The organism is Pseudomonas sp. FJ2-5-13, assembly GCF_029201605.1.
In the GTDB taxonomy this organism is placed as follows: Bacteria; Pseudomonadota; Gammaproteobacteria; order Pseudomonadales; family Pseudomonadaceae; genus Aquipseudomonas; species Aquipseudomonas lactis.
The window spans coordinates 5262146-5285721 of the sequence record NZ_CP104045.1 but is presented as its reverse complement, the minus strand read 5'-3'; the positions used below and the strand labels follow the sequence as shown (position 1 = coordinate 5285721).

At 62.3% G+C, this 23576-nt stretch carries 22 protein-coding genes; 12 read left to right on the top strand and 10 right to left on the bottom strand.

The window, feature by feature from the left end:
- Window positions 1-9: 9 nt before the first annotated feature.
- Window positions 10-807: a hydroxymethylpyrimidine/phosphomethylpyrimidine kinase gene (locus N2A98_RS23330; protein WP_044268934.1), complete on the bottom strand. Its 798-nt coding sequence runs from the start codon at window positions 805-807 to the stop codon at window positions 10-12.
- Window positions 808-1083: 276 nt separating this feature from the next.
- Between N2A98_RS23330 and N2A98_RS23325 the strand changes: the two genes are divergently transcribed.
- From N2A98_RS23325 to N2A98_RS23310, 4 genes are all read left to right on the top strand, one after another.
- Window positions 1084-3480, top strand: a complete 2397-nt coding sequence (locus tag N2A98_RS23325; RefSeq protein WP_275622709.1) for a hybrid sensor histidine kinase/response regulator — start codon at window positions 1084-1086, stop codon at window positions 3478-3480.
- 197 nt (window positions 3481-3677) lie between these two features.
- The gene (locus N2A98_RS23320; RefSeq protein ID WP_078803891.1) at window positions 3678-5330 is read left to right on the top strand and encodes an acyl-CoA dehydrogenase family protein; all 1653 of its coding nucleotides are present in this window, start codon (window positions 3678-3680) and stop codon (window positions 5328-5330) included.
- A 185-nt stretch (window positions 5331-5515) separates the two neighbouring features.
- Window positions 5516-6988: an AMP nucleosidase gene (amn, locus tag N2A98_RS23315; RefSeq protein WP_153475217.1), complete on the top strand. Its 1473-nt coding sequence runs from the start codon at window positions 5516-5518 to the stop codon at window positions 6986-6988.
- Between the two features lie 71 nt (window positions 6989-7059).
- Window positions 7060-7695: a pseudouridine synthase gene (locus tag N2A98_RS23310; RefSeq protein WP_032895181.1), complete on the top strand. Its 636-nt coding sequence runs from the start codon at window positions 7060-7062 to the stop codon at window positions 7693-7695.
- Here N2A98_RS23310 and N2A98_RS23305 read toward each other — a convergent pair.
- Both N2A98_RS23305 and N2A98_RS23300 read right to left on the bottom strand, forming a co-directional pair.
- The gene (locus tag N2A98_RS23305; protein WP_016773053.1) at window positions 7690-7899 is read right to left on the bottom strand and encodes a DUF2788 domain-containing protein; all 210 of its coding nucleotides are present in this window, start codon (window positions 7897-7899) and stop codon (window positions 7690-7692) included. The two genes, N2A98_RS23310 and N2A98_RS23305, sit on opposite strands and share 6 nt — an antisense overlap.
- 227 nt (window positions 7900-8126) lie before the next feature.
- Window positions 8127-8606 (bottom strand): Lrp/AsnC family transcriptional regulator, encoded by a 480-nt coding sequence (locus tag N2A98_RS23300; protein WP_003194418.1) that lies wholly within the window; start codon window positions 8604-8606, stop codon window positions 8127-8129.
- A 427-nt stretch (window positions 8607-9033) separates the two neighbouring features.
- Here N2A98_RS23300 and N2A98_RS23295 point away from each other — a divergent pair, with 427 nt between their 5' ends.
- Window positions 9034-9915 (top strand): DUF6515 family protein, encoded by an 882-nt coding sequence (locus N2A98_RS23295; RefSeq protein WP_275622708.1) that lies wholly within the window; start codon window positions 9034-9036, stop codon window positions 9913-9915.
- On the opposite strand, the gene N2A98_RS23290 is transcribed toward N2A98_RS23295, so the two are convergent.
- Both N2A98_RS23290 and N2A98_RS23285 read right to left on the bottom strand, forming a co-directional pair.
- Entirely contained in the window at window positions 9912-10805 is an 894-nt protein-coding gene (locus tag N2A98_RS23290) for a cation diffusion facilitator family transporter (RefSeq protein ID WP_275622707.1), read from the bottom strand. The genes N2A98_RS23295 and N2A98_RS23290 overlap by 4 nt on opposite strands.
- 9 nt (window positions 10806-10814) lie before the next feature.
- Window positions 10815-11234, bottom strand: a complete 420-nt coding sequence (locus tag N2A98_RS23285) for a hypothetical protein (protein WP_014720057.1) — start codon at window positions 11232-11234, stop codon at window positions 10815-10817.
- Window positions 11235-11487: 253 nt separating this feature from the next.
- On the opposite strand from N2A98_RS23285, the gene hrpB reads away from it, so the two are divergent.
- Complete coding sequence (gene hrpB, locus N2A98_RS23280) at window positions 11488-13998, top strand: ATP-dependent helicase HrpB (RefSeq protein ID WP_275622706.1); 2511 nt, start codon at window positions 11488-11490, stop codon at window positions 13996-13998.
- 39 nt (window positions 13999-14037) lie between these two features.
- Here hrpB and N2A98_RS23275 read toward each other — a convergent pair whose 3' ends face one another.
- Window positions 14038-15126: an endonuclease/exonuclease/phosphatase family protein gene (locus N2A98_RS23275; protein ID WP_047711849.1), complete on the bottom strand. Its 1089-nt coding sequence runs from the start codon at window positions 15124-15126 to the stop codon at window positions 14038-14040.
- Window positions 15127-15167: 41 nt separating this feature from the next.
- Window positions 15168-15827 (bottom strand): YciC family protein, encoded by a 660-nt coding sequence (locus tag N2A98_RS23270; RefSeq protein ID WP_275622705.1) that lies wholly within the window; start codon window positions 15825-15827, stop codon window positions 15168-15170.
- A 181-nt stretch (window positions 15828-16008) separates the two neighbouring features.
- On the opposite strand from N2A98_RS23270, the gene N2A98_RS23265 reads away from it, so the two are divergent.
- The 3 genes from N2A98_RS23265 to N2A98_RS23255 all read left to right on the top strand — a co-directional run bounded on the left by N2A98_RS23265 (window position 16009) and on the right by N2A98_RS23255 (window position 17955).
- Window positions 16009-16722 carry a DUF2076 domain-containing protein gene (locus N2A98_RS23265; protein ID WP_044268915.1) on the top strand — a complete coding sequence of 238 codons (714 nt, stop codon included), beginning with the start codon at window positions 16009-16011 and terminating at the stop codon, window positions 16720-16722.
- 119 nt (window positions 16723-16841) lie between these two features.
- Window positions 16842-17318 carry an NYN domain-containing protein gene (locus tag N2A98_RS23260; protein ID WP_003194396.1) on the top strand — a complete coding sequence of 159 codons (477 nt, stop codon included), beginning with the start codon at window positions 16842-16844 and terminating at the stop codon, window positions 17316-17318.
- 25 nt (window positions 17319-17343) lie between these two features.
- Complete coding sequence (locus tag N2A98_RS23255; RefSeq protein WP_003194395.1) at window positions 17344-17955, top strand: 3'-5' exonuclease; 612 nt, start codon at window positions 17344-17346, stop codon at window positions 17953-17955.
- Window positions 17956-18282: 327 nt separating this feature from the next.
- Here N2A98_RS23255 and N2A98_RS23250 read toward each other — a convergent pair whose 3' ends face one another.
- On the bottom strand, window positions 18283-18591 hold the full coding sequence (locus N2A98_RS23250; protein ID WP_275622704.1) for a DUF3077 domain-containing protein: 309 nt from the start codon (window positions 18589-18591) through the stop codon (window positions 18283-18285).
- A 216-nt stretch (window positions 18592-18807) separates the two neighbouring features.
- On the opposite strand from N2A98_RS23250, the gene N2A98_RS23245 reads away from it, so the two are divergent.
- Window positions 18808-19074 carry an acyl carrier protein gene (locus N2A98_RS23245; RefSeq protein ID WP_275622703.1) on the top strand — a complete coding sequence of 89 codons (267 nt, stop codon included), beginning with the start codon at window positions 18808-18810 and terminating at the stop codon, window positions 19072-19074.
- 179 nt (window positions 19075-19253) lie between these two features.
- On the opposite strand, the gene N2A98_RS23240 is transcribed toward N2A98_RS23245, so the two are convergent.
- Window positions 19254-19715, bottom strand: a complete 462-nt coding sequence (locus N2A98_RS23240) for an Lrp/AsnC family transcriptional regulator (RefSeq protein WP_275622702.1) — start codon at window positions 19713-19715, stop codon at window positions 19254-19256.
- A gap of 160 nt (window positions 19716-19875) precedes the next feature.
- Between N2A98_RS23240 and yedA the strand changes: the two genes are divergently transcribed.
- Window positions 19876-20772 carry a drug/metabolite exporter YedA gene (gene yedA, locus N2A98_RS23235; protein WP_003194388.1) on the top strand — a complete coding sequence of 299 codons (897 nt, stop codon included), beginning with the start codon at window positions 19876-19878 and terminating at the stop codon, window positions 20770-20772.
- Window positions 20773-20820: 48 nt separating this feature from the next.
- Window positions 20821-22155 carry a DEAD/DEAH box helicase gene (locus N2A98_RS23230; protein WP_019818046.1) on the top strand — a complete coding sequence of 445 codons (1335 nt, stop codon included), beginning with the start codon at window positions 20821-20823 and terminating at the stop codon, window positions 22153-22155.
- Between the two features lie 121 nt (window positions 22156-22276).
- Here the strand turns inward: N2A98_RS23230 and N2A98_RS23225 are convergent, their stop codons facing one another.
- A complete protein-coding gene (locus N2A98_RS23225) occupies window positions 22277-23503 on the bottom strand; it encodes a TIGR03862 family flavoprotein (protein ID WP_047711846.1) in 1227 nt (408 codons plus the stop codon).
- Window positions 23504-23576 lie beyond the last annotated feature (73 nt).

Genomic DNA, 23576 nt, shown 5'->3' with positions numbered 1-23576 from the left:
AGCGATAAGTTACGAGCAGAAATCCAGCGGCAATCGGCGCGGCACGAACTGGCCCTGGCCGAGTTGTTCGGCATCGCGCAGGGTACGCCACGTGTAGTTGAGGGCCGTTTGCACGGCGCTGGCCAGGCCTTCGCCCTGGGCAATGCGCCCGGCCAGCGCACTGGCCAAGGTGCAACCCGAACCGTGATAACTGCCTGGCAGGCGCTGGCAGGTAAAGGTCTGGCGCGTGCCGTCGCGGCTGTACAGACGGTTGTGCACTTCGTGCTCATCGCCATGGCCGCCGGTGATCAGCAGGTGCTTGATATACGGCAGCAGCTTCTCGGCGCAGTCGTCGGCGCTGCCGTCGGGCAGTTCCGCGAGGATCCGCGCTTCGGGCAGGTTGGGGGTGGCGATCAATGACAACGGCAGCAGCCGCTCGCGCATCGCATAACCGACCTCGTCCTTGCCCAGGCTACCGCCGCCGCCGGCGCGCAGCACCGGGTCGCAGACCACTGGCAAATGCGGGTGCGCCTGCAGCAGTTCGACCACGGTGTCGACCATCGCGGTGGAGCCGAGCATGCCCAGCTTGACCGCCGCGACTTCAGAGTCGCCGAGCACGGCATTGGCCTGGGCCAGTACCCACTCACGGTCAAGCACGCGGAAGTCGCTGACATTGACGGTGTTTTGCACGGTCAACGCGGTGACGGCCGGGGCCGCGTGGCAGCCCTGGGCGAGCAGGGCTTCGATATCTGCCTGCAGGCCGGCGCCACCACTGGGGTCGTGGCCGGAGAGACAGAGGACAACGGGGCGAGAGCAGTAGATATTCATGGTGCGCGAGCTTACCACCAAACGCTTTTTGCGTGGCTGTATGGCAATGGCAGAAGTTTGCCGCTGCGGTGTCGCTTTGCGTGGCTGAAAACCGCAATGGAAGTGGTCTGAAAGCATTGCCCTAGAGCCGTTCTAAAAAAAGTTCCGACAGTGGCTAATGGCTTTTACTGGCTATGCTAAAGTGCATCCAAACAACTTACTGTATCGCCGGTGTACGTCTTCTCAAAAGGAATGGGGGGCTTTTGACACAACCGGACCAGGCTACGCTGGGGCTCTATGCGCTATTTGCTGATTTTTTTATTGTGCGGGCTGCCGATGCTCGCCAGCGCCGTCGAGTTCAACCAGAACACGCGAAGCCTCCCGTTGGGCCGGGTCATGCAAGTGCTCGAAGACCCAACCGATGCCCTGACCATCGCCGATGTCAGCTCTCCCGCCTATGCCGCCCAGTTCAAGACCCATGACAAAGGCACCCTCAATGCCGGCTATTCACGCTCGGTGTTCTGGCTGAAGGTCAACCTGCACTACACCGCCACAGATCCCCGCGCACCACGCAGCTGGTTTCTGGAACTGGCCTACCCGCCGCTCAATCGCCTGGACCTTTACCAGGACGACGGCACCGGGAATTACCGCCTCACCGCCCGAACCGGCAGCGCGTTGCCGTTTTCCAGCCGTGAGGTGAGCCAGAGCAACTACCTGTTCAAACTCAGCTTCTTGCCCGATCAGCAACAAACCGTCTACCTGCGCTTGCAAAGCCAAGGCTCGATCCAGGCACCGCTGACATTGTGGGCCGGCACCGCCTACATGGAGGAGCAGCCGCTGCGCTTGTACGTGCTCGGGGCCATCTACGGTGTGTTGCTGGGCATGCTGATCTACAACCTGTTCATCTACCTGAGCGTGCGCGACACCAGCTACCTCTATTACATCCTCTATATCGCCTCGTTCGGCTTGTATCAGCTGTCGGTCAATGGTGTGGCGGTGGAGTACTTCTGGCCGAACAACCCGTGGTGGGCGAATGCCGCGGTGCCCTTCCTGATCGGCTCGGCGTCCTTGTTCGGCAGCCTGTTCGCGCGCAGCTTCCTGCACACCGCGCAGCACAGCCGCTGGCTCAACCGCATCCTGCTGGCGCTGGCGGCCTGTGGTGGGTTGGTGATGGCACTGGCGTTGTTGACCAGCTACGCCGTGGCTCTGCGCCTGGCCACTGCGCTGGCGCTGGTGTTTACCGTGACCATCTTCGTGGCGGCCATCAAAGCCTGGTACTGCGGGCAGCGCATGGCGCGTTATTTCATCATCGCCTGGTCGGCCTTCCTGCTCGGCGGGGTGGTCAATACCCTGATGGTGCTGGGTTACCTGCCTAACGTGTTCCTGACCATGTACGCCAGCCAGCTCGGCTCGGCCATTGAAGTGGCGCTGTTGTCCCTGGCCCTGGCCGACCGCATCAACGGCATGCGCGAACAGCAGGCACAGATTCTGCTCGATGCCAGCCAGAAACTCGAAGCGCTCAACCAGCAACTGGCCCGCAGCAACCGCCTCAAAGACGAATTTCTCGCCACCCTGACCCACGAACTGCGCACGCCGATGAACGGTGTGATCGGCTCGTTGGAGCTGATGCAAACCGTGTCATTGGACGATGACATGACGCAGTACCAGCAAACCGCCGCCGGCTCGGCGCGGGACATGATGCGCATGGTCAACGGCATTCTCACCCTCACCGAGTTGCAGGCCGGTCGCCTGGTGGCCCAGCCGCAAGTGTTCAGCCTGCGCGGCACGCTCGACACCTTGCGCCAGCAGTTCACCGGCAGCGCCCAGAGCAAGGGCCTGGCGTTCTCCATTGATATAGCCGATGAGGTGCCGGATCGGCTGATCGGCGATGCCGACAAACTCCTCCAGTGCCTGGATTGCCTGCTCGATAACGCCTTCAAATTCACCCACGTCGGCGCGGTTCGCTTGCGGGTGGTGGGCGTGCCACAAGGGGATGGCGCCTTGCACCTGAGCTTTATCGTCACCGACACCGGTATCGGCTTCGCCTTTCTCGATGAGGCCACGCTGTATCAGCGTTTCTTCCAGCTCGATGGTTCGATGACGCGTGAGTACGGCGGCCTGGGCATTGGCCTGGCGATCTGCCGGCAGTTGATCGAACTGCTGGGCGGGCGTCTGACCCACCATTCGGAACCCCGTAAAGGCAGCCGCTTCCAGTTGGAAGTGGACGTCTCGGTGCCGCAGCAGATCACGCCCGCCACGCAAACGCTGCCTGCACAGCGTGCGCCTCAGGAATGCACGGTGCTGCTGGTGGACGACAACAGCGTGGGCCAACTGGCGGTGCGTGGCATGTTGCTCAAGCTCGGTTACCGGGTTAAAACCGTGGACAGCGGCCCGGCAGCCCTCGCTGCATTGCAAGGGCACAGCTTCGACGCCGTGCTGCTGGATGTGCCAGAGGGTGGTTTCTCGTTGTGCTGCCAGATTCGCGCATTGCCCGGCTGCGGTGAATTGCCGGTGATCGCCCTGAGCACTTCGCCCAATGGCCCGGAGCGTGAGCGCTGCCATGGTATTGGTATGACGGATCGGCTGGCCAAGCCGGTGCGTTTCGATGCCTTGCAGGCGGCGCTTGAGCGCAGCGTGCTGTGCGCGGATGAGGGTGAAAGCGCCGAACATTCGGCGCGTATGCCACTTTTTTAAGCGCAGTGGCAGTGCTTAACTGAAAAAACCGGCCTCAATCGATCTGTGTTTTTTTGTAGGAGCGAGCTTGCTCGCGAAGAACCTCAACGATAACGCGCCCCTCCTGGGTTAGCGCGTTGCGCTCAGGTTTTTCGCGAGCAAGCTCGCTCCTACAAACAGCTCCATATCGACGTGGCCTTTTTTCCAGGAGGCCCGTCATGAACCTGCATCAGTTTGCCGAAACCCACGACGTCACCAACCAGCCACCGTCCCTGGACGGCACCAACCTGTATCGCACCGACTTGCCTTTGCAGGAATGGTCGCGCCGCTTTGGCGCTAGCTGGGCCGAGTCGCGCATGGATGCCTACGGCGCGCTCGCGGGTGGGCCGTTGATGGCAGCCGGATTCCTGGCCAACCAGAACAAGCCGGTGTTCAGCAGCCACGACCGTTATGGCCATCGCATCGACCTGGTGGAGTTTCACCCGGCTTATCACGAACTGATGCGCACCGCCGTCGAACATGGCCTGCCGTCGTTGCCGTGGGCCCATCCGCAGGCCGGCGCGCATGTGGCGCGTGCGGCGATGACCTACCTGCACAGCCAGGCCGAAGCCGGTAGCGGTTGCCCGCTGACCATGACCTTCGCCTGCGTCCCGGCCCTGCGCCTGCAACCGGAGTTGGCGGACCTCTGGCTGCCGAAGATCCTCAATACCCAGTACGACCCACGCAATGTCGGCATCGCCCACAAGGCCGGCGCCACTATCGGCATGGCCATGACCGAGAAGCAGGGCGGCACCGACGTGCGCGCCAACACCACCCGCGCTTACCCCGTGGGCGCGGGCGGCCCCGGCCAGGCCTACGAGCTGGTGGGGCATAAATGGTTCTGTTCGGCGCCGATGTGCGATGGCTTTCTGACCTTGGCCCAGACCGACAAGGGCCTGACCTGTTTCCTGCTGCCCCGGCACCGCCCGGATGACACGCGCAACGAGTTCTACATCCAGCGCTTGAAGAACAAACTCGGCAATTGCTCCAACGCCTCCAGCGAAGTGGAATTTCGCGGCGCCCTGGCGTGGATGGTTGGTGAAGAAGGCCGCGGCGTTCCAACCATCATCGAAATGGTCGCCATGACCCGTTTCGATTGCATGGTCGGCTCCAGCGCCTTGATGCGCCAGGCGCTGACCCAGGCCAGCCATCACTGCGCCCATCGCCAGGTGGGTGGCCGCGTGCTCAGCGAGCAGCCGCTGATGCAGAACGTGCTGGCCGACCTGGCCCTGGAAAGCGAAGCGGCCCTGGCCTTGAGCCTGCGCATGGGCCGCGCCCTGGATCATCTCGATGATGCGCATGAAGCCAAATTTGCCCGGCTGGTCACGGCCGTGGGCAAATACTGGATCTGCAAGCGCGCACCCGCGATGATCAACGAAGCCGCCGAATGCATGGGCGGTGCCGGGTATGTGGAGGACAGCATCCTGCCGCGCCTTTACCGCGAGGCACCGGTGAATTCGACGTGGGAAGGTTCCGGCAATGTGCAGTGCCTGGACGTATTGCGTGCACTGTCCAAAGAGCCCGGTGTGCTTGAGGTGCTGTTTGTCGAACTGGGCGATGGCCACGGCCACAAACAGTTGGCGCGGCATATCGAGCAGTTGAAGGCAGCGTTCATGGACACCCAGGACATCCAGTATCGGGCGCGGCAACTGACCGAGGACATTGCCCTGGCGTTGCAGGCCAAGTTGCTGTTGGAGGCGGGTAATGCGGCGGTCAGCGATGGGTTTATTGCCAGCCGGCTGGGTGAATCGTCGGGGCGCGTATATGGCACCTTGCCGCGTGGCGTCGACGTGGAAGCAATTGTCGCCCGCTCAACCCCGCAATCGCTCTGAATAAACACAATCCAAATGTGGGAGCGGGCTTGCTCGCGAATGCGGGGGGTCAGTAACTGAATAGGTAACTGATACACCGCATTCGCGAGCAAGCCCGCTCCCACATTATTTACCGCATTCCAATCCTGTGGTTTCGGTGACGCTTGGATACAGGCAAGATAAAGGCCTGCAAGTCAGAACACAGGATGCTTACCGTGACCGAAGCTTTTGTTGTCGTTAAAACCGCCGAAGAAGCCGTGGACCGGCTGGCGGCGCTGCATGAGCGTGCCACTGGCGCGCTCAACCAGGCGCTCAAGCAATACCTCAAGGACCGCGTCGAGCCCGACGCCGCGCAGCGCGCATTGTTTCGCTACCCGGAACTGCGCCTGACCTACCACTGCCACGGTGAAGTCCCACAAACCACTCGGGCGTATGCCAAGGTGCAACTGCCGGGTACCTACAGCGTCACCGTGACCCACCCGGCTGCGTTCCGTAAGTACCTGCTGGAGCAACTGGTGCCGCTGATGCACGACTTCACCGTCACGGTGGAAGTGGGCGTCAGCCAGCAGAACATCCCGTACCCCTATGTGGTGGAGCAGGGCGATGAACTGGCCGGCTCCGGCGTCACTGCCGCGACCCTGGCTCGCGTGTTCCCCAGTACCGACCTGTCTGCCGCCACCGATGGCATTGCCGATGGCCTGTACGACTGGGAAAACACCGACCCGCTGCCCCTGGCCCTGTTCGATGCCGCCCGCGTGGACTTTTCCCTGCGTCGCCTGGTGCATTACACCGGAAGCGACTGGCGCCATGTGCAGCCGTGGATCCTGCTGACCAACTACCACCGCTACGTGGACCAGTTCATCCTGCATGGCCTGGAACAACTGCGCAGCGACCCGCGGTTCATCCGCATGGTGCTGCCCGGCAACGTGGTGATCGACAAGAGCATGGACCACGGCGAAGCCTCGGCCATTGCCGCCGGCGTGGTGTGGCACCGCTACCAGATGCCGGCGTATCACCTGCAAGCCACTGATGGCCACGGCGTGACCCTGGTGAACATCGGCGTGGGCCCGTCCAACGCCAAGAACATTACCGACCACCTGGCTGTATTGCGCCCGCATTGCTGGCTGATGATCGGCCACTGTGGCGGCCTGCGCCAATCCCAGACCATCGGCGACTACGTACTGGCCCACGCCTATATGCGCCGCGACGGGATTCTCGACCGCGTGGTACCACCGAACATCCCGATCCCGGCCCTGGCCGAAGTGCAGTTGGCGCTTCAGCAGGCGGCGGCCAAGGTCACTGGCGAAAAAGGCGAAGAGCTGAAAAAACGCCTGCGCACCGGTACGGTGCTGACCTATGACGACCGGAACTGGGAGCTGCGCTGGGCTCAGGAGCGGCCGCTGATCAACCTGTCCCGCGCCGTGGCCGTGGACATGGAAAGCGGCACCATCGCTGCCCAGGGTTACCGTTTGCGCGTGCCTTACGGCACCTTGTTGTGCGTATCGGACAAACCCTTGCACAGCGAGATCAAGCTGCCGGGCTCGGCCAACGCGTTCTATGAGCGTGCGGTCAGCCAGCACTTGAAGATCGGCATCGAAGCGGTCGACCTGTTGCGCACCGAACTCAACTCCTTGCACTCGCGCAAACTGCGCAGCTTCGACGAGCCGCCGTTCCGCTAAGCGGTTGGGATGGTCATTTAGCGGTCAGGCCACTAGCATTGTCGGTCCTGACCGTTAGATGTTCCTTTGCCATGTCCCGTCCCAGCCGTCCCGATTCACGCCGCCCTGGCGTGAAACCTCCGCACTCTGCCGCTCGCCGCGTTGCCAAGGCGCCACCGGCCGAGCCGAAGTTGATCCTGTTCAATAAACCTTTCGACGTGCTGACCCAGTTCAGCGACGAAGGCGGGCGTGCGACGCTCAAGGATTTTATTGATATTCCCGGTATTTACCCGGCAGGGCGCTTGGACCGGGACAGCGAGGGCCTGCTGCTGTTGACCAATGATGGTCAGCTACAAGCGCGGATTGCCGACCCCAAGCACAAACTGGCGAAAACCTACTGGGTGCAGGTAGAAGGCGAGCCCACCGAAGAGCAACTGCAACGCCTGCGTGACGGCGTGGAGCTCAACGACGGCATGACCTTGCCGGCCGAGGCACGGCAACTGGATGAACCGGCATTATGGCCGCGCAACCCGCCGGTACGTTTTCGTAAAAGCGTGCCCACCCACTGGCTGGAACTGGTGATTCGCGAAGGGCGTAACCGCCAGGTACGGCGCATGACCGCGGCAGTAGGCTTGCCGACCCTGCGCCTGGTGCGCGTGCGTATTGGTGAGTGGTCGATCGACGGCCTGGATCAAGGCCAGTGGAAGGCGGTGCCGGCGCGCTTATAAGGCGCCGGATTCAATCAGGCCGATCACCACGCTCTTGATGATGAACGCCGCCACGCCCAGCCCCAGCACGAAAAACAGGATGAACGAACCAAAGCGCCCGGCCTTGGATTTCTTCGCCAGGTCCCAGACGATAAAGCCCATGAAAATGATCAGGATGCTGACCAGGCCAGTCATCATCCATTCTTCAAACAGGGCGGGATCGATGTTGTTCATGGGGCTCTTCCGACAAGACAAGCGAGCAGTATACGGCAGCGTCACACCAGCAACATTGACCTGAGTCCTGCACGGTCAAACTGTGGGGGGCCTGATGCCATTGTGGGAGCGAGCTTGCTCGCGAAAAACTCACAGGCGCCGCGTTCATTCAGAAGGCAGGCGTTATCGTTAACGTTTTTCGCGAGCAAGCTCGCTCCTACAGTTGGACATCGTGGTTTTCAGGTGCGCAGGTGGGTCAGGGGCAGTTCGGTGCTGTTCAATACCTGATTGAGCACAAAGCTGGAGCGCACGCTGGTCACGCCTTCAATCCGCGTCAGGTGGCCCAACAGCAGCTTCTGATAATGGTCCATGTCCGGCACTACCACCTTCAACTGATAGTCCGCATCCATGCCGGTCACCAAACTGCACTCCAGCACTTGCGGCAGGGTGCGGATGGCGGCTTCGAAGTTTTCGAAGCGTTCCGGCGTGTGACGGTCCATGCCGATCAATACATAAGCCGTGAGGCTCAGGCCGAGCATCTTGCGGTCGAGCAGGGCGACCTGGCGGGCGATGTAGCCGTCGTCTTCCAACTGCTTGACCCGGCGTGAGCAGGGCGAAGGCGACAGGCCGATGCGCTCGGCCAGCTCCTGGTTGGAGATCCTCGCGTCGCGCTGCAATTCCGCCAGAATACTCAGGTCGTATCGGTCAAGCTTGCTCATTGGGTTGGCCTTTGTCGTAACTATTGCGGTGAATTATCCATGAAGGGTTAAAAATTGCGCAAGCACTGTTTATTGACGCAATCTTCGCAATCCTCTGCCCGCCCGGCACGCCTATGATTACCAACAGAATCACCGCCTGGACAACAGTCCACAGCAACGCGCCCAATCAGGCCCGTTGCGGCCGCCGCCCCAGCAGGGTTGAGCCGGCCTCCAGGCTGCACACTGTCCACAAGACGGCGTGAGGTGAGCCAACGTCAAAAGCGTTGAGCCAGGACGAAATTCTCAAGGGGTGGCCGACGGGTCACCCCTTTTTCTTTGTGTGCGTTTTGCCTTCAGAAAATAGTTCTCGTGACTGATAACCTGTCTCAGAACCGGGCGAGGCTTTTCCAGTCTCATGATCAAGCCCCAATCCGCAGTGAGGAAAAGCATGAAGCGCATCTGGCGTATGGCAGGTGTTGGTTTGCTGGTGGTCAGCGTCGGCTCCCAGGCGATGGCCGACGAACGCGATAACTCACCGGGCCCGGGGCATGGGCCGCAGGGGCAGCATGAACGGGGCCCCGAAGGTGGGCCGCGGCCGGAGCATAACCTGCCGATCCAGGGCCGGCCCGATACCGTGCGTCAGACTCAGGAGCCGCGCCAGGGTTATTACCGTGATATTCCCAGACGTCCCGATGACAATCGGCATTGGGAGGCCGGCGGCCCTGGCTCGCGTCCGGGTAACGATCGCCCCGGTGATAACCGCTGGCCAGGCCGCCCCGACGGGCATGGCAACGGCTGGGGCCCTGGCCCGCAACATCCCCCTGGTTATGTCATCGACCGTTTTCCCGACCGCAATTACCGCGTGCCTTACCGTGGCCAGGACTACTTTTTCTCCGGTGGCTACTGGTATCGCCCCCAAGGTCCGCGCTACGTGGTGGTGACGCCGCCCTACGGCATCCGCGTGCATTACCTGCCGGACTACGCGCGTGAAGTGTGGGTAGGCGGCTCGCTGTTGTTCCTCGCCGCTGGCGCGTATTACGCCTATGAGCAAAGCACCCAGCAATACGTGGTGGTGCAGCCGCCGACGCAGGTGCCATCACCCCCGCCGGCGCCTCAAGGCAACGGCTATGACGTAGTGGCTTACCCGGCCAATGGCCAATCCCCGGCCCAGGTCCAGCAGGACGGCTACGACTGTTATCGCTGGGCGGTGCAGCAGAGCGGCTTCGACCCGCGCACCGTCACCTACGCCCCGGACCCAGCGGTGGTGCAAACCTACCGCCAGGCCCAGGGCAACTGCCTGGGCAGTCGCGGGTATCAGGTGCAGTACTAGGCCTTGCTGCCGGTGACCACTTCCCGTGGGTCGGCGTGCACCAGCACTTCGGCTTTCGGGTATTCCCGGTGAATGGCATCGGCGGCCTGGTCGCTGATGCCGTGTGCCACCGACAGCGTCAATTCCCCCGGTAACTCCAGGTGCAACTGCACAAACCAGTGGTTACCGGAAACCCGCGTGCGCAAGTCGTGGGCACCCAGTACGCCGGGCACGCCCCGGGCCAGTTCCAGCATGTGCTGGCTGACGTCCGGCGGTAACTCTTCATCCATCAGCACGGCAAAGCTTTCCCGGGCGATCTGGATCGCGCTCCACAGAATGTAGGCGGCGATTCCCAGGCCGAACCAGGCGTCGACCTGATGAAAGCCAAAGCCTGCCAACACCAGCGCAATCAGGATGCTGCCATTGAGCAGCAAGTCTGAGCGGTAATGCAGCGAGTCGGCACGCACCGCGTTGGAGCCGGTCTCGCGCACCACGCGGTGTTGCAGCATCAGTAGGGCTACGGTAAGCGCCAGGGACAAAATAATCACGCCGATACTCAACCACGGTGCGCCGACCGGCTCCGGATGCTTGAGCCGTTCATACGCCTGCAGCGCAATCAGCACTGCACTGCCGGCGATAAACAAGGCCTGCGCCATTCCCGCCAGTGACTCCGCCTTGCCATGCCCATAGCGGTGATCGTCATCGGCCGGGCGCAGGGCGTAATGCACCGCCAGCAAGTTCAACAGCGACGTCACGCCGTCGAGCAGTGAGTCGGTCAACCCGGCGAGCATGCTCACCGAGCCGCTGAGCCACCAGGCGATGGCCTTGGTCACAATCAGCACACAGGCCACGCCCACCGAGGCGCGGGTGGCCAGGCGCAAGAGCCTGGCGTGTTCGGGGCTGCTGGTCATGGGCAGCCCTTACGCGGCAGGCTGCAGGCCCAGGGCCGCCAGTTGCTGCACGCTGCCCTTGAACTGGATCAGGCGCGGGTCATCCAGCGGCAAAGTGCGGCCGGTTTCCTTCTGGATGATGCTTTGCAGCTTGGCGTTATCGACCTTGCCGTCGGCGCCGATGGCTTCGTGCAGTTTCTCGGGGGCGACCTGGGCGGTCTTGCCCGGTTCGAAGTAAATGGCGCCCGTGGCAAAGTCGACACCGAAGGCGATCAGGCCGGGGATCACATAAAACAACAGGCCGAGGGCATCGAGTACCGCGATGGTCGGGTCGATCTTGCCGTCGATCTGGCCACGGCGGTCGGGGTAGAAAATCGAGCCGCAGGCGGTAAGTTGGCTCAGCAGGGTAACGGCGAGGACACCGCCGATGACACGGGAAGCGATACGCATGAAAAAGTCTCCTGAACAGATTTAAGGGTGACTATAAGCCAGATCGGCCAGGCGCCGATGAACTCATGTGGGAGCTGGCTTGCCTGCGATAGCGTCGGCTCGGGGAATACAGTGGCAACTGTCATACCGCTATCGCAGGCAAGCCAGCTCCCACCTTTGACTGCATTCCCAGTCCCAAGAGTGGCTGTTTTTGAGACCCGCATCGGCACTCGGCAGTTCGCCGTTATACTCGCCGCTCTGCTTTGGAGCCAGTATGAATTCGTTGCCGATCGATGATGTTTTACCCGCCCTGCGTGACGCCTTGGCGCATCGCCATGAAGCCGTGCTGGAAGCGCCCCCCGGCGCCGGTAAAACCACCCGCGTGCCCTTGGCCTTGTTGCATGAGCCGTGGCTTGCCGGGCAAACCATCCTGATGCTCGAACCCCGGCGCCTGGCTGCCCGTGCTGCTGCCGAGCGGCTGGCCAGTGAGCTGGGCGAAAAGGTCGGTGAGACCGTGGGCTACCGCATTCGCCTGGACAGCAAAGTCGGCCCTAATACGCGCATCGAGGTGGTCACCGAAGGTATCCTCACCCGCCGCCTGCAGGACGACCCGGCGCTGGATGGCGTGGGCCTGTTGATCTTTGACGAGTTCCACGAGCGCAGTCTCGACGCCGACCTGGCGCTGGCCCTGAGCCTTAACGGTCGCGAGCTGTTTCGCGACGAGCAGCCGCTGAAGATCCTGCTGATGTCCGCCACCCTCGAAGGCGAACGCCTGGCCGGCTTGCTGGATGATGCGCCGATCCTGCGCAGTGAGGGGCGCATGTTCCCGGTGCAGATGCGCTGGGGCCGGCCGTACCAGGCTGGGGAGTTTATCGAGCCGCGCGTGGTGCAGACTGTCCTCGAAGCCCTGCATGACGAGACCGGCAGTGTGCTGGTATTTCTGCCGGGGCAGGCGGAGATTCGCCGGGTCAACCAGCAACTGGCCGAGGCCTTGGGTGATCGCCCTGATGTGCTGCTATGCCCGTTGCACGGTGAGCTGGACCTCAATGCCCAGCGCGCCGCCATCGACCCGGCGCCGGCCGGCAAGCGCAAAGTGGTGCTGGCCACCAACATCGCCGAGACCAGCCTGACCATCAACGGCGTGCGTGTGGTGATCGACGCTGGGTTGGCACGGGTGCCGCGTTTCGACCCCGGCAGCGGCATGACCCGCCTCGACACCCAGCGCATCTCCCGCGCCAGCGCCACCCAGCGCGCCGGCCGAGCAGGGCGGTTGGAGCCGGGGGTGTGTTACCGGTTGTGGTCTGAAGACCAGCACGACGGTCTGGCCGCTTATGGCAGTGCGGAAATCCTCGCCGCCGACCTGGCAGGGCTGGCCTTGCAACTGGCGCGTTGGGGTGTGACGCCCAACCAATTGGTGTGGCTGGACGTACCACCCACGGCCGCGTATGCCCAGGCTCAGGACCTGTTGCAACGCCTCGGTGCATTGAGCGAAGAAAACCTCACCGCCCATGGCCAGAAGATGGCGGAGTTGCCGGCTCACCCGCGTATCGCCCATCTGTTATTGCGTGGCCAGGACCTGGGTCTCGCCGCCACCGCCTGTGACGTGGCAGCCCTGTTAGGCGAGCGCGACATCTTGCGCGGCGGCGGTGCCGATTTGCACAGCCGCCTGGCGCTGATGTCCGGAGAAGAGCGTGCGCGCGGCACTCAAGGTGGCGTGCAGCGCGCCAAGCAACTGGCCCGGCAATACCGTGGCTACCTGCGCGGCAAGGCGACCCAGCCGGTGGACAACCCGGACCACCCGCGCTGGCTCGGCGCCTTGCTGGCACTGGCCTACCCAGACCGCGTCGCCCAGCAACGCCGCCCCGGTGGCGCTGAATACCGTCTGGCCAATGGCCGAGCGGCGCTGTTTGCCGAAGCCGACAGCCTGATGAAACAACCCTGGCTGGTGATCGCCGACCTGGGCAGCCGCCAGGGCCAGCGCGAAGAACGCATCTACCTGGCGGCGGATTTTGATCCGGCGCTGTTCGACACGGTGCTGGCCGAGCAAGTGCGCAACGTCGACCAACTCGACTGGGACGAGCGCGAAGGCGTCTTGCGCGCCGAGCGCCAGCGTAAAGTCGGCGAGTTGGTACTCAGCCGTGAACCCTTGACCGGTCTCGACGAGTCCGCCCGCAGCCAGGCGCTGGTCAACCTGGTGCGCCGCAAAGGCCTGGAACTGCTGCCCTGGACCCCGGAACTGCGCCAATGGCAAGCCCGTGTGATGTTGCTGCGCCAACTGGATGCGGGCAACACCAGCGAGTGGCCCGACCTCAGCGACAAGGCCCTGCTCGCCAGCCTGGAGCATTGGCTGATGCCTTACCTGGGCAAGGTCTCGCGCCTCAGCCATTTCGCCAACCTGGATATCTCCAGCTACCTGCATAACCTGCTGCCCTGGCCCTTGCCCCAACGCCTGGACGAACTGGCGCCTCAGCACGTGAAAGTGCCGTCGGGGTCATCGGTGCGCCTGGACTACAGCGAACAGCCGCCGATTTTGGCGGTGCGCTTGCAGGAATTGTTCGGGCTGGCAGACACCCCGCGCATTGCCGGCGGGCGCCTGGCCGTGAAGCTGCACCTGCTGTCCCCGGCGCGGCGGCCGGTGCAGGTCACGCAGGATTTGGCGAACTTCTGGCGCAGTACCTACGCCGAGGTGAAGAAGGATTTGAAAGGGCGCTACCCCAAGCATTACTGGCCAGATGACCCGTTGGTGGCCGAAGCGACGGCCCGGATCAAGCCTCGCAAACCCTAACGACAAAGATCCAATAGGTGGGAGCGGGCGTGTCAACGCTCATTGCGCGGCAGGCAGCAGGAAACGGGCAATGACCGGCAAATGGTTGGAGATGCGCAACGTGTCTTCCTGCCTCACCTTTGCCTCTACCCGCTTGATGCGCGGGCTGTAGAACAGGTAATCCAAGGTGCGATCCGGCCCGTCCAGGCTTGGGTCGTTGGGGAAGTGCGTCAGCCATTTTTCGCGATCAACCCCGCTGGATTCGCTATTGCGCGGGATCATCGGGTACTTGTCCCACAGCAGGTGCAACTCGCTGTCCGGCGAATACTGCCCGCGCTTAGCGGCGTCCAGGCGCAGGTATTGGCCCAGTGGCAGCAGGTTGAAATCCCCGCCGATCAACCAGGGCGTGCCCCGGCCTTCGAATTTATCCAGCAGTTTGGCTGTGGCTTGCACCTGTTGTTGCGCGGCCGAGCGGCCAGGTGCGCCGCCGTCCAGGCGTGTATTGAGCACGGCCAGTTGGCCGCCATCGCTCAAGGGCAGGTAAGTCAGCAGCAACGCAGGTTTAGGCTGGAACTGGCGGCTGATGAAGTTGGCTTCGGCGGCCGGCAGTTGCAGGCGTTCGGCGTGCTCGATCTGGTAGCGGCTGAGTGTCGCCAGCTTGCGCCCGACGCTGCCGAAGATAGGCAGGCTGGGCACAAAGTCGGCCTTCCAGTCGAACGCCTGAGTGCTGCACGGGTACAGATCCACCAGGCGCTCCTGCAACAGCGCAAGCTGGTCCTGATAGTGGGAAGGCTTGGCGCCTTCGTCGACTTCCTGCAACAGCAGGACGTCAGGCTGTTCGTCGCGAATCACCCGCGCCACTTCGTCGAGGCTGAACGCCATGTCTTCGACGGTGGGGCGATCGTCCGGGCCGCTGCCGTCCGGGGTGTCGTACCAGAACACGTAGTTCTTGCCCGCCAGGTATTGCACGTTCCAGGTCATGACCTTGAGCGCCTGCCCCGGCAACAACGTCGGCGCGCGGGGTGCCACGCAGCTGACGGGCAGGGTCTCTTTGTCGGCAGGGCGCCAGGTCAGGCTGTAGATCAGCGCGGCCAGCAGGCCGGCGATGATCAACAGGCTCAACAGGGTGATGCGCAATAAACGGGTCATCGGCTCGGCTTATATGCGTGTCAGAAGAGCCACGGAGCATATCACCGCACGTCGGCGTCGCCACCGATCAGCATGAATAAACGGAACAACACCACGCTGGTGAACAGTTGCAGGAAGCTGTGGGCGCTGTCCATCAGCAGCCCCAGCAACGGCGCCGGCTCAGGGTACGCCGCCACGCTGGCGCCCTTGAGCAGCCACAGCGGCGTCATCACGCACAGCAGGCACACCAGGATGCGCCAGAAATGCCCACGGGTCAGGCGCAGGCTTTCTTTCATCGCCGCCAACGCCGGCATGCCGCGCAATACCAGCAGGTATTCGGCAAACGCCAACACCACCATCAGCCACAAGCCCGGCAGGAAATACAGCGACAGCCCCAGCAGAATCAGCAAGGTGCTCATGGCCGTCAGCAGGGCAAAACGCGGCCACAGGCTCAAGGCCATGGCCCACACGTCCTTGGTGCGCGGCGACTCGCCCCGGGTGCGGGCGTCGAGAAACAGGATCAGGGCGCCGGTGTACAGCGGGTACACCAACAAACCCACGACCACGCTGTAGCCGGGAAACGCATCCGGGCCCAGCGCGTGGTCCAGCACCTGTTGCAGCAAGGCTTCGAGGATCACCAACGGCAGGCACAGCTGGACGATGGCGCCCAGGTTGCGCTGGGTAAAGCGGAAGGAGTCGCGCAAAACGTCTAACGGATTCATCAGGGTCATCACAGGCCTGGAAGCAGAGGGCGACACTTTAACCGATCAGGCTCAAAGGGGCGCAAACGTAAACCTTGAGTAAAGACCATTGAAACAACTCGTAACATCCCCATAACTGAAACGCCCCTGGCCTGATCACAGGCGGGACGAGAATTTTTTATCGGCAATCTACGAGGTCGCCATGAACAGCGAAGAGCAAACCCTGATCGATGGACTGTTTTCACGGTTGCAACAAGCCGAAACGGACTCAGCCCCCCGCGACGCCCAGGCCGAAGCGCGGATCAAGGAGCATATGGCTCGTCAACCCGCCGTCGGCTACTACATGACCCAGTCGATTCTGGTGCAGGAACATGCGCTGCAGAGCCTCGACGCGCAGAACAAGCAACAGGCCCAGCAGATCCAGCAATTGCAGGACGAGCTGCAACGGGCCAAGGCCACGCAACCTGCGCCGGCCAGCGGTGGTGGGTTCCTGTCGAGCATCTTTGGCGGCAGCTCCCGTGACCCACAGCCTGCGCCGAGCAACTCAGGTGGCGGCTGGCGTGAGCCGGCGCGGCCCGCTTTTGGCCAGCCGGCGCCGCAGCAGAACTACCAGCCGCCGCAAGCACCGGTCGCTGCACCAGCCGGCAGTGGTTTCCTCGGTGGCGCCATGAAGACCGCCGCTGGTGTGGCCGGTGGTGTGTTGCTGGCCGAAGGGATCAGCAGCCTGTTCCATCACAACTCGCAGCCCCAGGTGGTGGAAGAGATCATCGAACAACCGGCACCGGCCAGCGATCAAGGCAACTGGGGCAACGACGACCAGCAGTTCGCCGGTAATGACCGCTGGGGCAGTGATAACACCGACAGCGATTATTCGGACGATTCCTCATCCTTTGGCGACGACGATTCTTTCGTCTGACCCACGCAGACCGGAACGCTGCGGCGCTCCGGTCTGATTTTTTCCCGGAAACACTCCCTTGGCTGGCATACTGGCGCCCTTTCCGGGCGCTGGCGCCTGGCTGTCCATGAGGAAGTGCGGTGAAAAAAATTGCAGTGTTCGCCGATGTGCAAAACCTCTACTACACCGTGCGCCAGGCCTATGGTTGCCACTTCAACTACGCCGCCCTGTGGGCTGACATCAGCGCGCGCGGGCAGATTGTCGAGGCGTACGCCTATGCCATCGACCGCGGCGACAGCAAGCAGCAGCAATTCCAGCAGATCCTGCGCAACCTGGGCTTTACGGTAAAACTCAAGCCGTATATCCAGCGCAGCGATGGCTCGGCCAAGGGCGACTGGGACGTGGGCATCACGCTGGACATCATGGACGCCGCCGATCATGTCGACGAAGTCGTGCTGGCCTCCGGTGACGGTGATTTCGACATGCTGCTCGAGCGCATCATCCACAAGCATGGCGTGCGGGCCGTGGCCTACGGCGTGCCGGGGCTGACGGCCAACTCATTGATACGCGCCGCCAGTCACTATGTGCCGATCGAAGGCGCGTTGTTGCTCAAATAGATCGTTGAACGGAGTAGGAACAGGTTTGGAACGCATAGCGGTCATCGACTTTGAAACCACCGGCATCACCCCCAGCAGCCACTGCCGGGCCACGGAGATTGGCGTGGTCATCCTTGAGCGCGGGCAAATCGTGGACCGCTACCAGAGCCTGATGAACGCTGGCGTGCGCATACCGGCGTTTATCGAACAGCTCACCGGCATCAGCAACGCCATGCTGCGCAGCGCGCCACCGGCTGAGCGGGTGATGAACGAGGTCAATGAGTTCGTCGGCACCACGCCCTTGATGGCGCACAACGCCGCGTTCGACCAGAAGTTCTGGGACTTTGAGCTCGGCCTGATCCGCCGCACCCGCCTGCAGAAATTCGCCTGCTCCCTGCTCCTGGCCCGCCGCCTCATGCCGGCGGCGCCCAACCACAAGCTCGGCACCCTCAACGCCTACGCCAAACTGCCCCACACCGGCCAGGCTCACCGGGCGCTGGCGGACGCGGAAATGGCCGCCAACCTCACGGCGCACCTGGCCCAGGAACTGCGCCAGACTCACGGCCTGCGTGAACTGTCCCATGACCTGTTGTGCACCTTGCAGAAAGTGCCGGCGGCGAAGATCAATGAACACCTGAAGAAACATCGCGGGTTTTAAGGCCTGGCGCTGATCGTCCCCACGCTCCGCGTGGGCATGCATCTGGTGACGCTCCGCGTCACGACTTTAAGTGCGGACGCAGAGCGTCCAGGGCGGCATTCCCACGCAGAGCGTGGGAACGATCAGCAAGTCGCTAAATAAGTTGACTGACACACCGCCTTCGCGAGCAAAACATCGCGGGTTCTGATCCAGCCACCCCTCTCAAGAACACTGAAGTTCCAATGTGGGAGCTGGCTTGCCTGCGATAGCGGTGTATCAGCCAGACATTTATTGCCTGACCCTTCGCTATCGCGGGCAAGCCCGCTCCCACATGGGGTTATGCGTGGCCTATCGAGGCTGTGCGCACTCCAGCGCCTGGTCCACCACCCCCTTCGCCATCTCCACCAAATGCATCACCGCCCGCTGCGGCGCCTTCATCACCTCACCCGAGGCGTGGGCCGTCTCCACCGCGCAATGCAACAACTCCGCCGCATGGGCCAGGGCGTCTTCGAAGCTCAGGTTGTCATTCAGGATAAAGATCGGCGCATCCGGGGCGGATGCCTTGAGGTAGTAGTCGATGGCACGACGGTGGAGCAGGGCGTCTTCGCTGAGGAAGTCGGTTTTGTTTTCAGTTGAAGCAGAGGTTGCTTTGACCATGTTGAATCTCCGGGATCTTTAACGCTCTCCTTCCGTCAATTTCGGCTTGCACTTCCGGTCACCGAAGGGTCGATGACGCGTGGCAGATTAGCGGTCGCGTTCTGATGGAGCAAGGCTTGAAATGCTGCTCGGAAACGTCCTGCAATTGATCGGGATGGGTCTTGCTGGCCAATAGTGGCAGGCTTATCGGACGGGGTTTTGGAGAGAGGGCTAAAAGTGAAGGATCATCTGACCAGAGCCGACATCAGCGAAAAAGTGATCCAGCTATTCGTCGATATCATCGGCTTTATCGACCGAAGCGATGTGACGGAGCAAACCGATTTCATCCATGACTTCGACATCATTGATGACGACCTGACGTGCTTTGTCATGCAGATCAAGTGGCAGTTCAAGTTGCAAGCGACGCAGGAGGATTGGGATCACATCACGACCATCAAGCAGATAGTCGATCTGATCGTCCAGCGCAGATCGAGCCCTTTGTAGGAGCGAGCTTGCTCGCGAAGAACGCCAACGGTGACGCTGGCGTCCTGAATGCACGCGGCGCCCTCGGGTTTTTCGCGAGCAAGCTCGCTCCTACAGGGGGGGCGGCGGGCAACCGGTGAGGCCACTGGCGCCATCGCAGGCAAGCCAGCTCCCACAGTTGACCGCGTCGCTTGGGCAGGTCAGCCAGCATTTTTCCCATTGGCTTCCAACTGCCCCAACGGCACCCGCCGCTCTATGGCGCTGGACAAAATAATCGAGGTCTTGCTGAAGCCGAACTTCGCTACCCGATTAATCAGGTTTTCCAGCTCGGGCATCGAGCCCACCGCCGCTTGCATGATCACGCAGGGGTCGCCGGTGACGCGGTGGCATTCGGTCAGTTCGGGTATTTCCGCCAGGGCGTCGTACACCTTTTGGCTGCCATGGTTGGTCAGCCGCAACTCGATCACGCATTGAATCGGCAAACCCACTTTGGATAAATCCACCTTGGCCTGGTACCCGGTGATCACGCCGCTGGCCTCAAGCTTGGCCACGCGTTCGGCCACGGCGGGGGCGGAGAGGTTTACGGTGCGTGCCAGTTGCGCGTAGGAAGCGCGGCCATCTGCAAGCAGGGCGCTGAGGAGCATGCGGTCGTATTTGTCCATGATAAGGCTCCGGTTGCGCATCGCTTTCGAAAGCACGGTTTATAGCCTTGATAACCATGGTTTGAGAAGTGTATTGGCGTTTTAAACAGGTTTTGTAACTTAAGTTTATCCACCTTCGTTTCTAGAATAAGTCTCCCATTTCCTGCCATAGAGCCGCCCAATGCCTGGCCCACGTCGCTTTCCCTTACCGTTGATCGCCGCCTTTTTTGCGTTGTATGTGATCTGGGGTTCCACCTACCTGGTGATCCGCATTGGCGTGGAGTACTGGCCGCCGTTGTTGCTGGCGGGCATTCGGTTTTGCACGGCGGGCGCGTTGATGTACGGCTTTCTCAGGTGGCGCGGGGTGCCGGCGCCGACCTGGCCGCAGTGGAAGGCGGCCGGGATGATCGGCATTTTGCTGCTCACCGTGGGCAATGGTGGCGTGAGTGTGGCCGAACATATGGGCGTGTCATCCGGCGTGGCCGCGCTGGCGGTGGCGACGGTGCCGCTGTTTACCTTGCTGTGTGGGTTTTTCTGGGGCGCACGTAATACACGGCTGGAATGGGCCGGGGTGCTGCTGGGGATCATCGGCATCGCCATGCTCAACATGGGCAGCACCTTGCAGTCGAGCCCACTGGGCGCGGTGTTGCTGTTGATGGCGGCGGCGTCCTGGGCCTTCGGCTCGGTGTGGAGCCGCCACTTGCCGCTGCCCCAAGGCGCCATGGCCAGCGCCGCGGAAATGCTCGTGGCTGGCGTGGCGCTGCTGATCGTCAGCGCATTGTCTGGCGAGCACCTGCAGGCCATGCCGCCGCTGGAAGGCTGGCTGGCCCTGGCGTACCTCACGGTGTTCGGCTCGATCATTGCTTTCAACGCTTATATGTACTTGCTCAAGCACGTCCGCCCGGCGGCGGCGACCAGTTATGCCTACGTAAACCCGGCAGTGGCCGTGTTGCTGGGGATTGTGTTCGTGGGTGAGAGCATCGGCCTGGAAGAAGCCCTGGCAATGCTGGTGATCATCAGCGCGGTGTTGCTGATCAGCCTGCCCCAATGGCGCAAGCCCAAACCCGAAATAAGGTAAACTGCCGCGCATTACGCCCTTGCGCTGAATTTTTCCTACGGTAACTACATGACTTTCGCCACCCTTGGCCTGATCGAACCCTTGCTGCGCGCCCTTGAGACGCTTGGCTACCAGACCCCGACGCCGGTGCAGGCCCAAGCCATTCCGGCCGTGCTGGCCGGTCGCGACCTGATGGCCGCGGCCCAGACCGGCACCGGCAAGACCGCAGGTTTCGCTTTGCCGCTGCTGCAACTGTTGACCATGGAAGGGCCGAAAGTCGCCGCCAACTCGGCGCGTGCGCTGATCCTGTGCCCGACTCGCGAACTGGCCGAGCAAGTACACGCCAGCGTTGCCGAGTACGCCCAACATCTGCCGCTGACCACTTACGCGGTGTACGGCGGCGTGAGCATCAACCCGCAGATGATGAAGCTGCGCAAGGGTGTGGACATTCTGGTCGCCACCCCTGGCCGCCTGATCGACCTGTTCCGCCAGAACGCGCTGAAGCTCAACCAGCTGCAAACCCTGGTGCTGGATGAAGCCGACCGTATGCTCGACCTAGGCTTCTCCGAAGAACTGGCGAACATCTATCGCATGTTGCCGAAAAAGCGCCAGACCCTGCTGTTTTCCGCGACCTTCTCCGATGACATCCGCCTGCTGGCCGGGCAAATGCTCAACGACCCGCTGAGCATCGAAGTCAGCCCGCGCAACGTCGCCGCCAACACCGTCAAGCAGTGGGTGGTGCCGGTGGACAAGAAGCGCAAGCCGGAACTGTTTGTGCACCTGATGCGCAAGGGCCGTTGGAAGCAAGTGCTGGTGTTCGCCAAGACCCGCAACGGCGTAGACGCCTTGGTGGACAAGTTGCAGGGCCTGGGGATCAACGCCGACGGCATCCATGGCGACAAACCCCAAGCCACCCGCCAACGCGCACTGGACCGCTTCAAGGCCAGCGACGTGCAGATCCTGGTGGCTACTGATGTAGCGGCCCGTGGCTTGGATATCGAAGACCTGCCGCTGGTGGTCAACTTTGACCTGCCGATCGTGGCCGAAGACTACATCCACCGCATTGGCCGTACCGGGCGTGCGGGCAACACTGGTGAGGCGATTTCCCTGGTGTGTGCCGATGAGGTGAACATGCTCTCGGCCATCGAGATGCTGACCCGCCAGACCCTCACGCGCAAAATGGAACCGGACTTCGAGCCCGAGCACCGCGTGCCGGATACCGATGCCAGCGGGCAGGTGGTGAAGAAACCGAAAAAGCCGAAGAAGCCTAAGGCCTCTGGCGGTGGCGGCAAGCGCAACCTGGGCAAGTGGGTGGACAGTGGGGAAGTGGCCCCAGCTGAGCCTTCGATCAAGCCGGTGCGCAAGGTGCCGGTGTTTAATACCGGGCCGCGTAAGAAGAAGTGATTTTGCGCTGTGGCTGATGGCCTCATCGCAGGCAAGCCAGCTCCCACCTTTTGAATTGTGAACACAGTCAAAGGTGGGAGCTGGCTTGCCTGCGATGGCGGCCTTAAGTCCACCGCAGCGCTCAGCGGTTAAGCCATTCCAACATCCCCAGCCCAGCCGCCCGGCCACTGGCAAAACAGCCGGTCAGCAAATACCCACCGGTCGGCGCTTCCCAATCGAGCATTTCCCCCGCACAGAACACCCCAGGCAATGGCTTGAGCATCAACCGCTCATCCAGCGCTTCAAACGGCACACCACCGGCCGTGCTGATCGCCTCATCCATCGGCCGCGTCCTCACCAGCGTCAGCGGCAACGCTTTGATATCCACCGCCAATTGCGCCGGATCGGTGAAGTGTTCAGCGGGCGTCAGCTCGCGCAATAACGCCGCCTTCACGCCATCCAATCCCAACTGACTGTGCAAATGCTTGCTCATCGACCGCGAGCCACGGGGCTTGGCCAATGCGGCCTGCACCTTGTCCAACGGCTTGCTGGGCAGCAAATCGATATGCACCGTGGCCGCACCGTCGCGGTTGATCGCTTCGCGAATCGGCGCTGACAAGGCGTAGATCAAGCTGCCTTCAATACCGGTGGCAGTGATCACACACTCGCCCAGCCGAGGTTTGTCGTCTGCCAAGCCAATGGCGACGTTTTTCAACGGTGCGCCCGCGAATTTGCTGACCATCAACTCGCTCCATGCCGACACTTCAAACCCGCAGTTGCTCGGTTGCAGCCGCACATAGGGCAGGCCTTTGCCTTCAAACAGGTTAAGCCACGCACCGTCGGAGCCCAGGCGCGACCAACTGCCGCCGCCCAGGGCCAGTAGCACGGCGTCGCTGTGGACAACTTTTTCGCCCTCCGGGCTGTGGATAAGTAAATCGCCCTCGGCATTCCAACCCGTCCAACGATGCCGGGTGTGGATAACCACACCTTGCTCCCGCAGGCGCTTGAGCCAAGCGCGCAACAGGGGCGCGGCTTTCATATCGGTAGGAAATACGCGGCCAGAGGTGCCGACAAAAGTTTGAATGCCCAGGCCATGAATCCATTCGCACAACGTCTCGGCGCCAAAGCTGCGCAGTAGCGGTGCCATGTGCGGGGCGCGTTCGGCATAGCGCGACAGGAACGCCGGGTAGGCTTCGGAGTGGGTGATATTCATGCCGCCCACGCCTGCCAGCAGGAACTTGCGCCCCACCGATGGCATGCTGTCGTACAGGTCCACGCGCACGCCCGCCTGGCTCAAGACTTCGGCGGCCATCAGCCCGGCGGGGCCACCGCCGATAATGGAGACGTGGTGGGCAGAAGTCTGAGGCATGGGAAGGGCTACGGTGATATGAATAGGCCGAGCATTCTACCCGACCACGACGGCGCTGCCTGATCAAAAAACG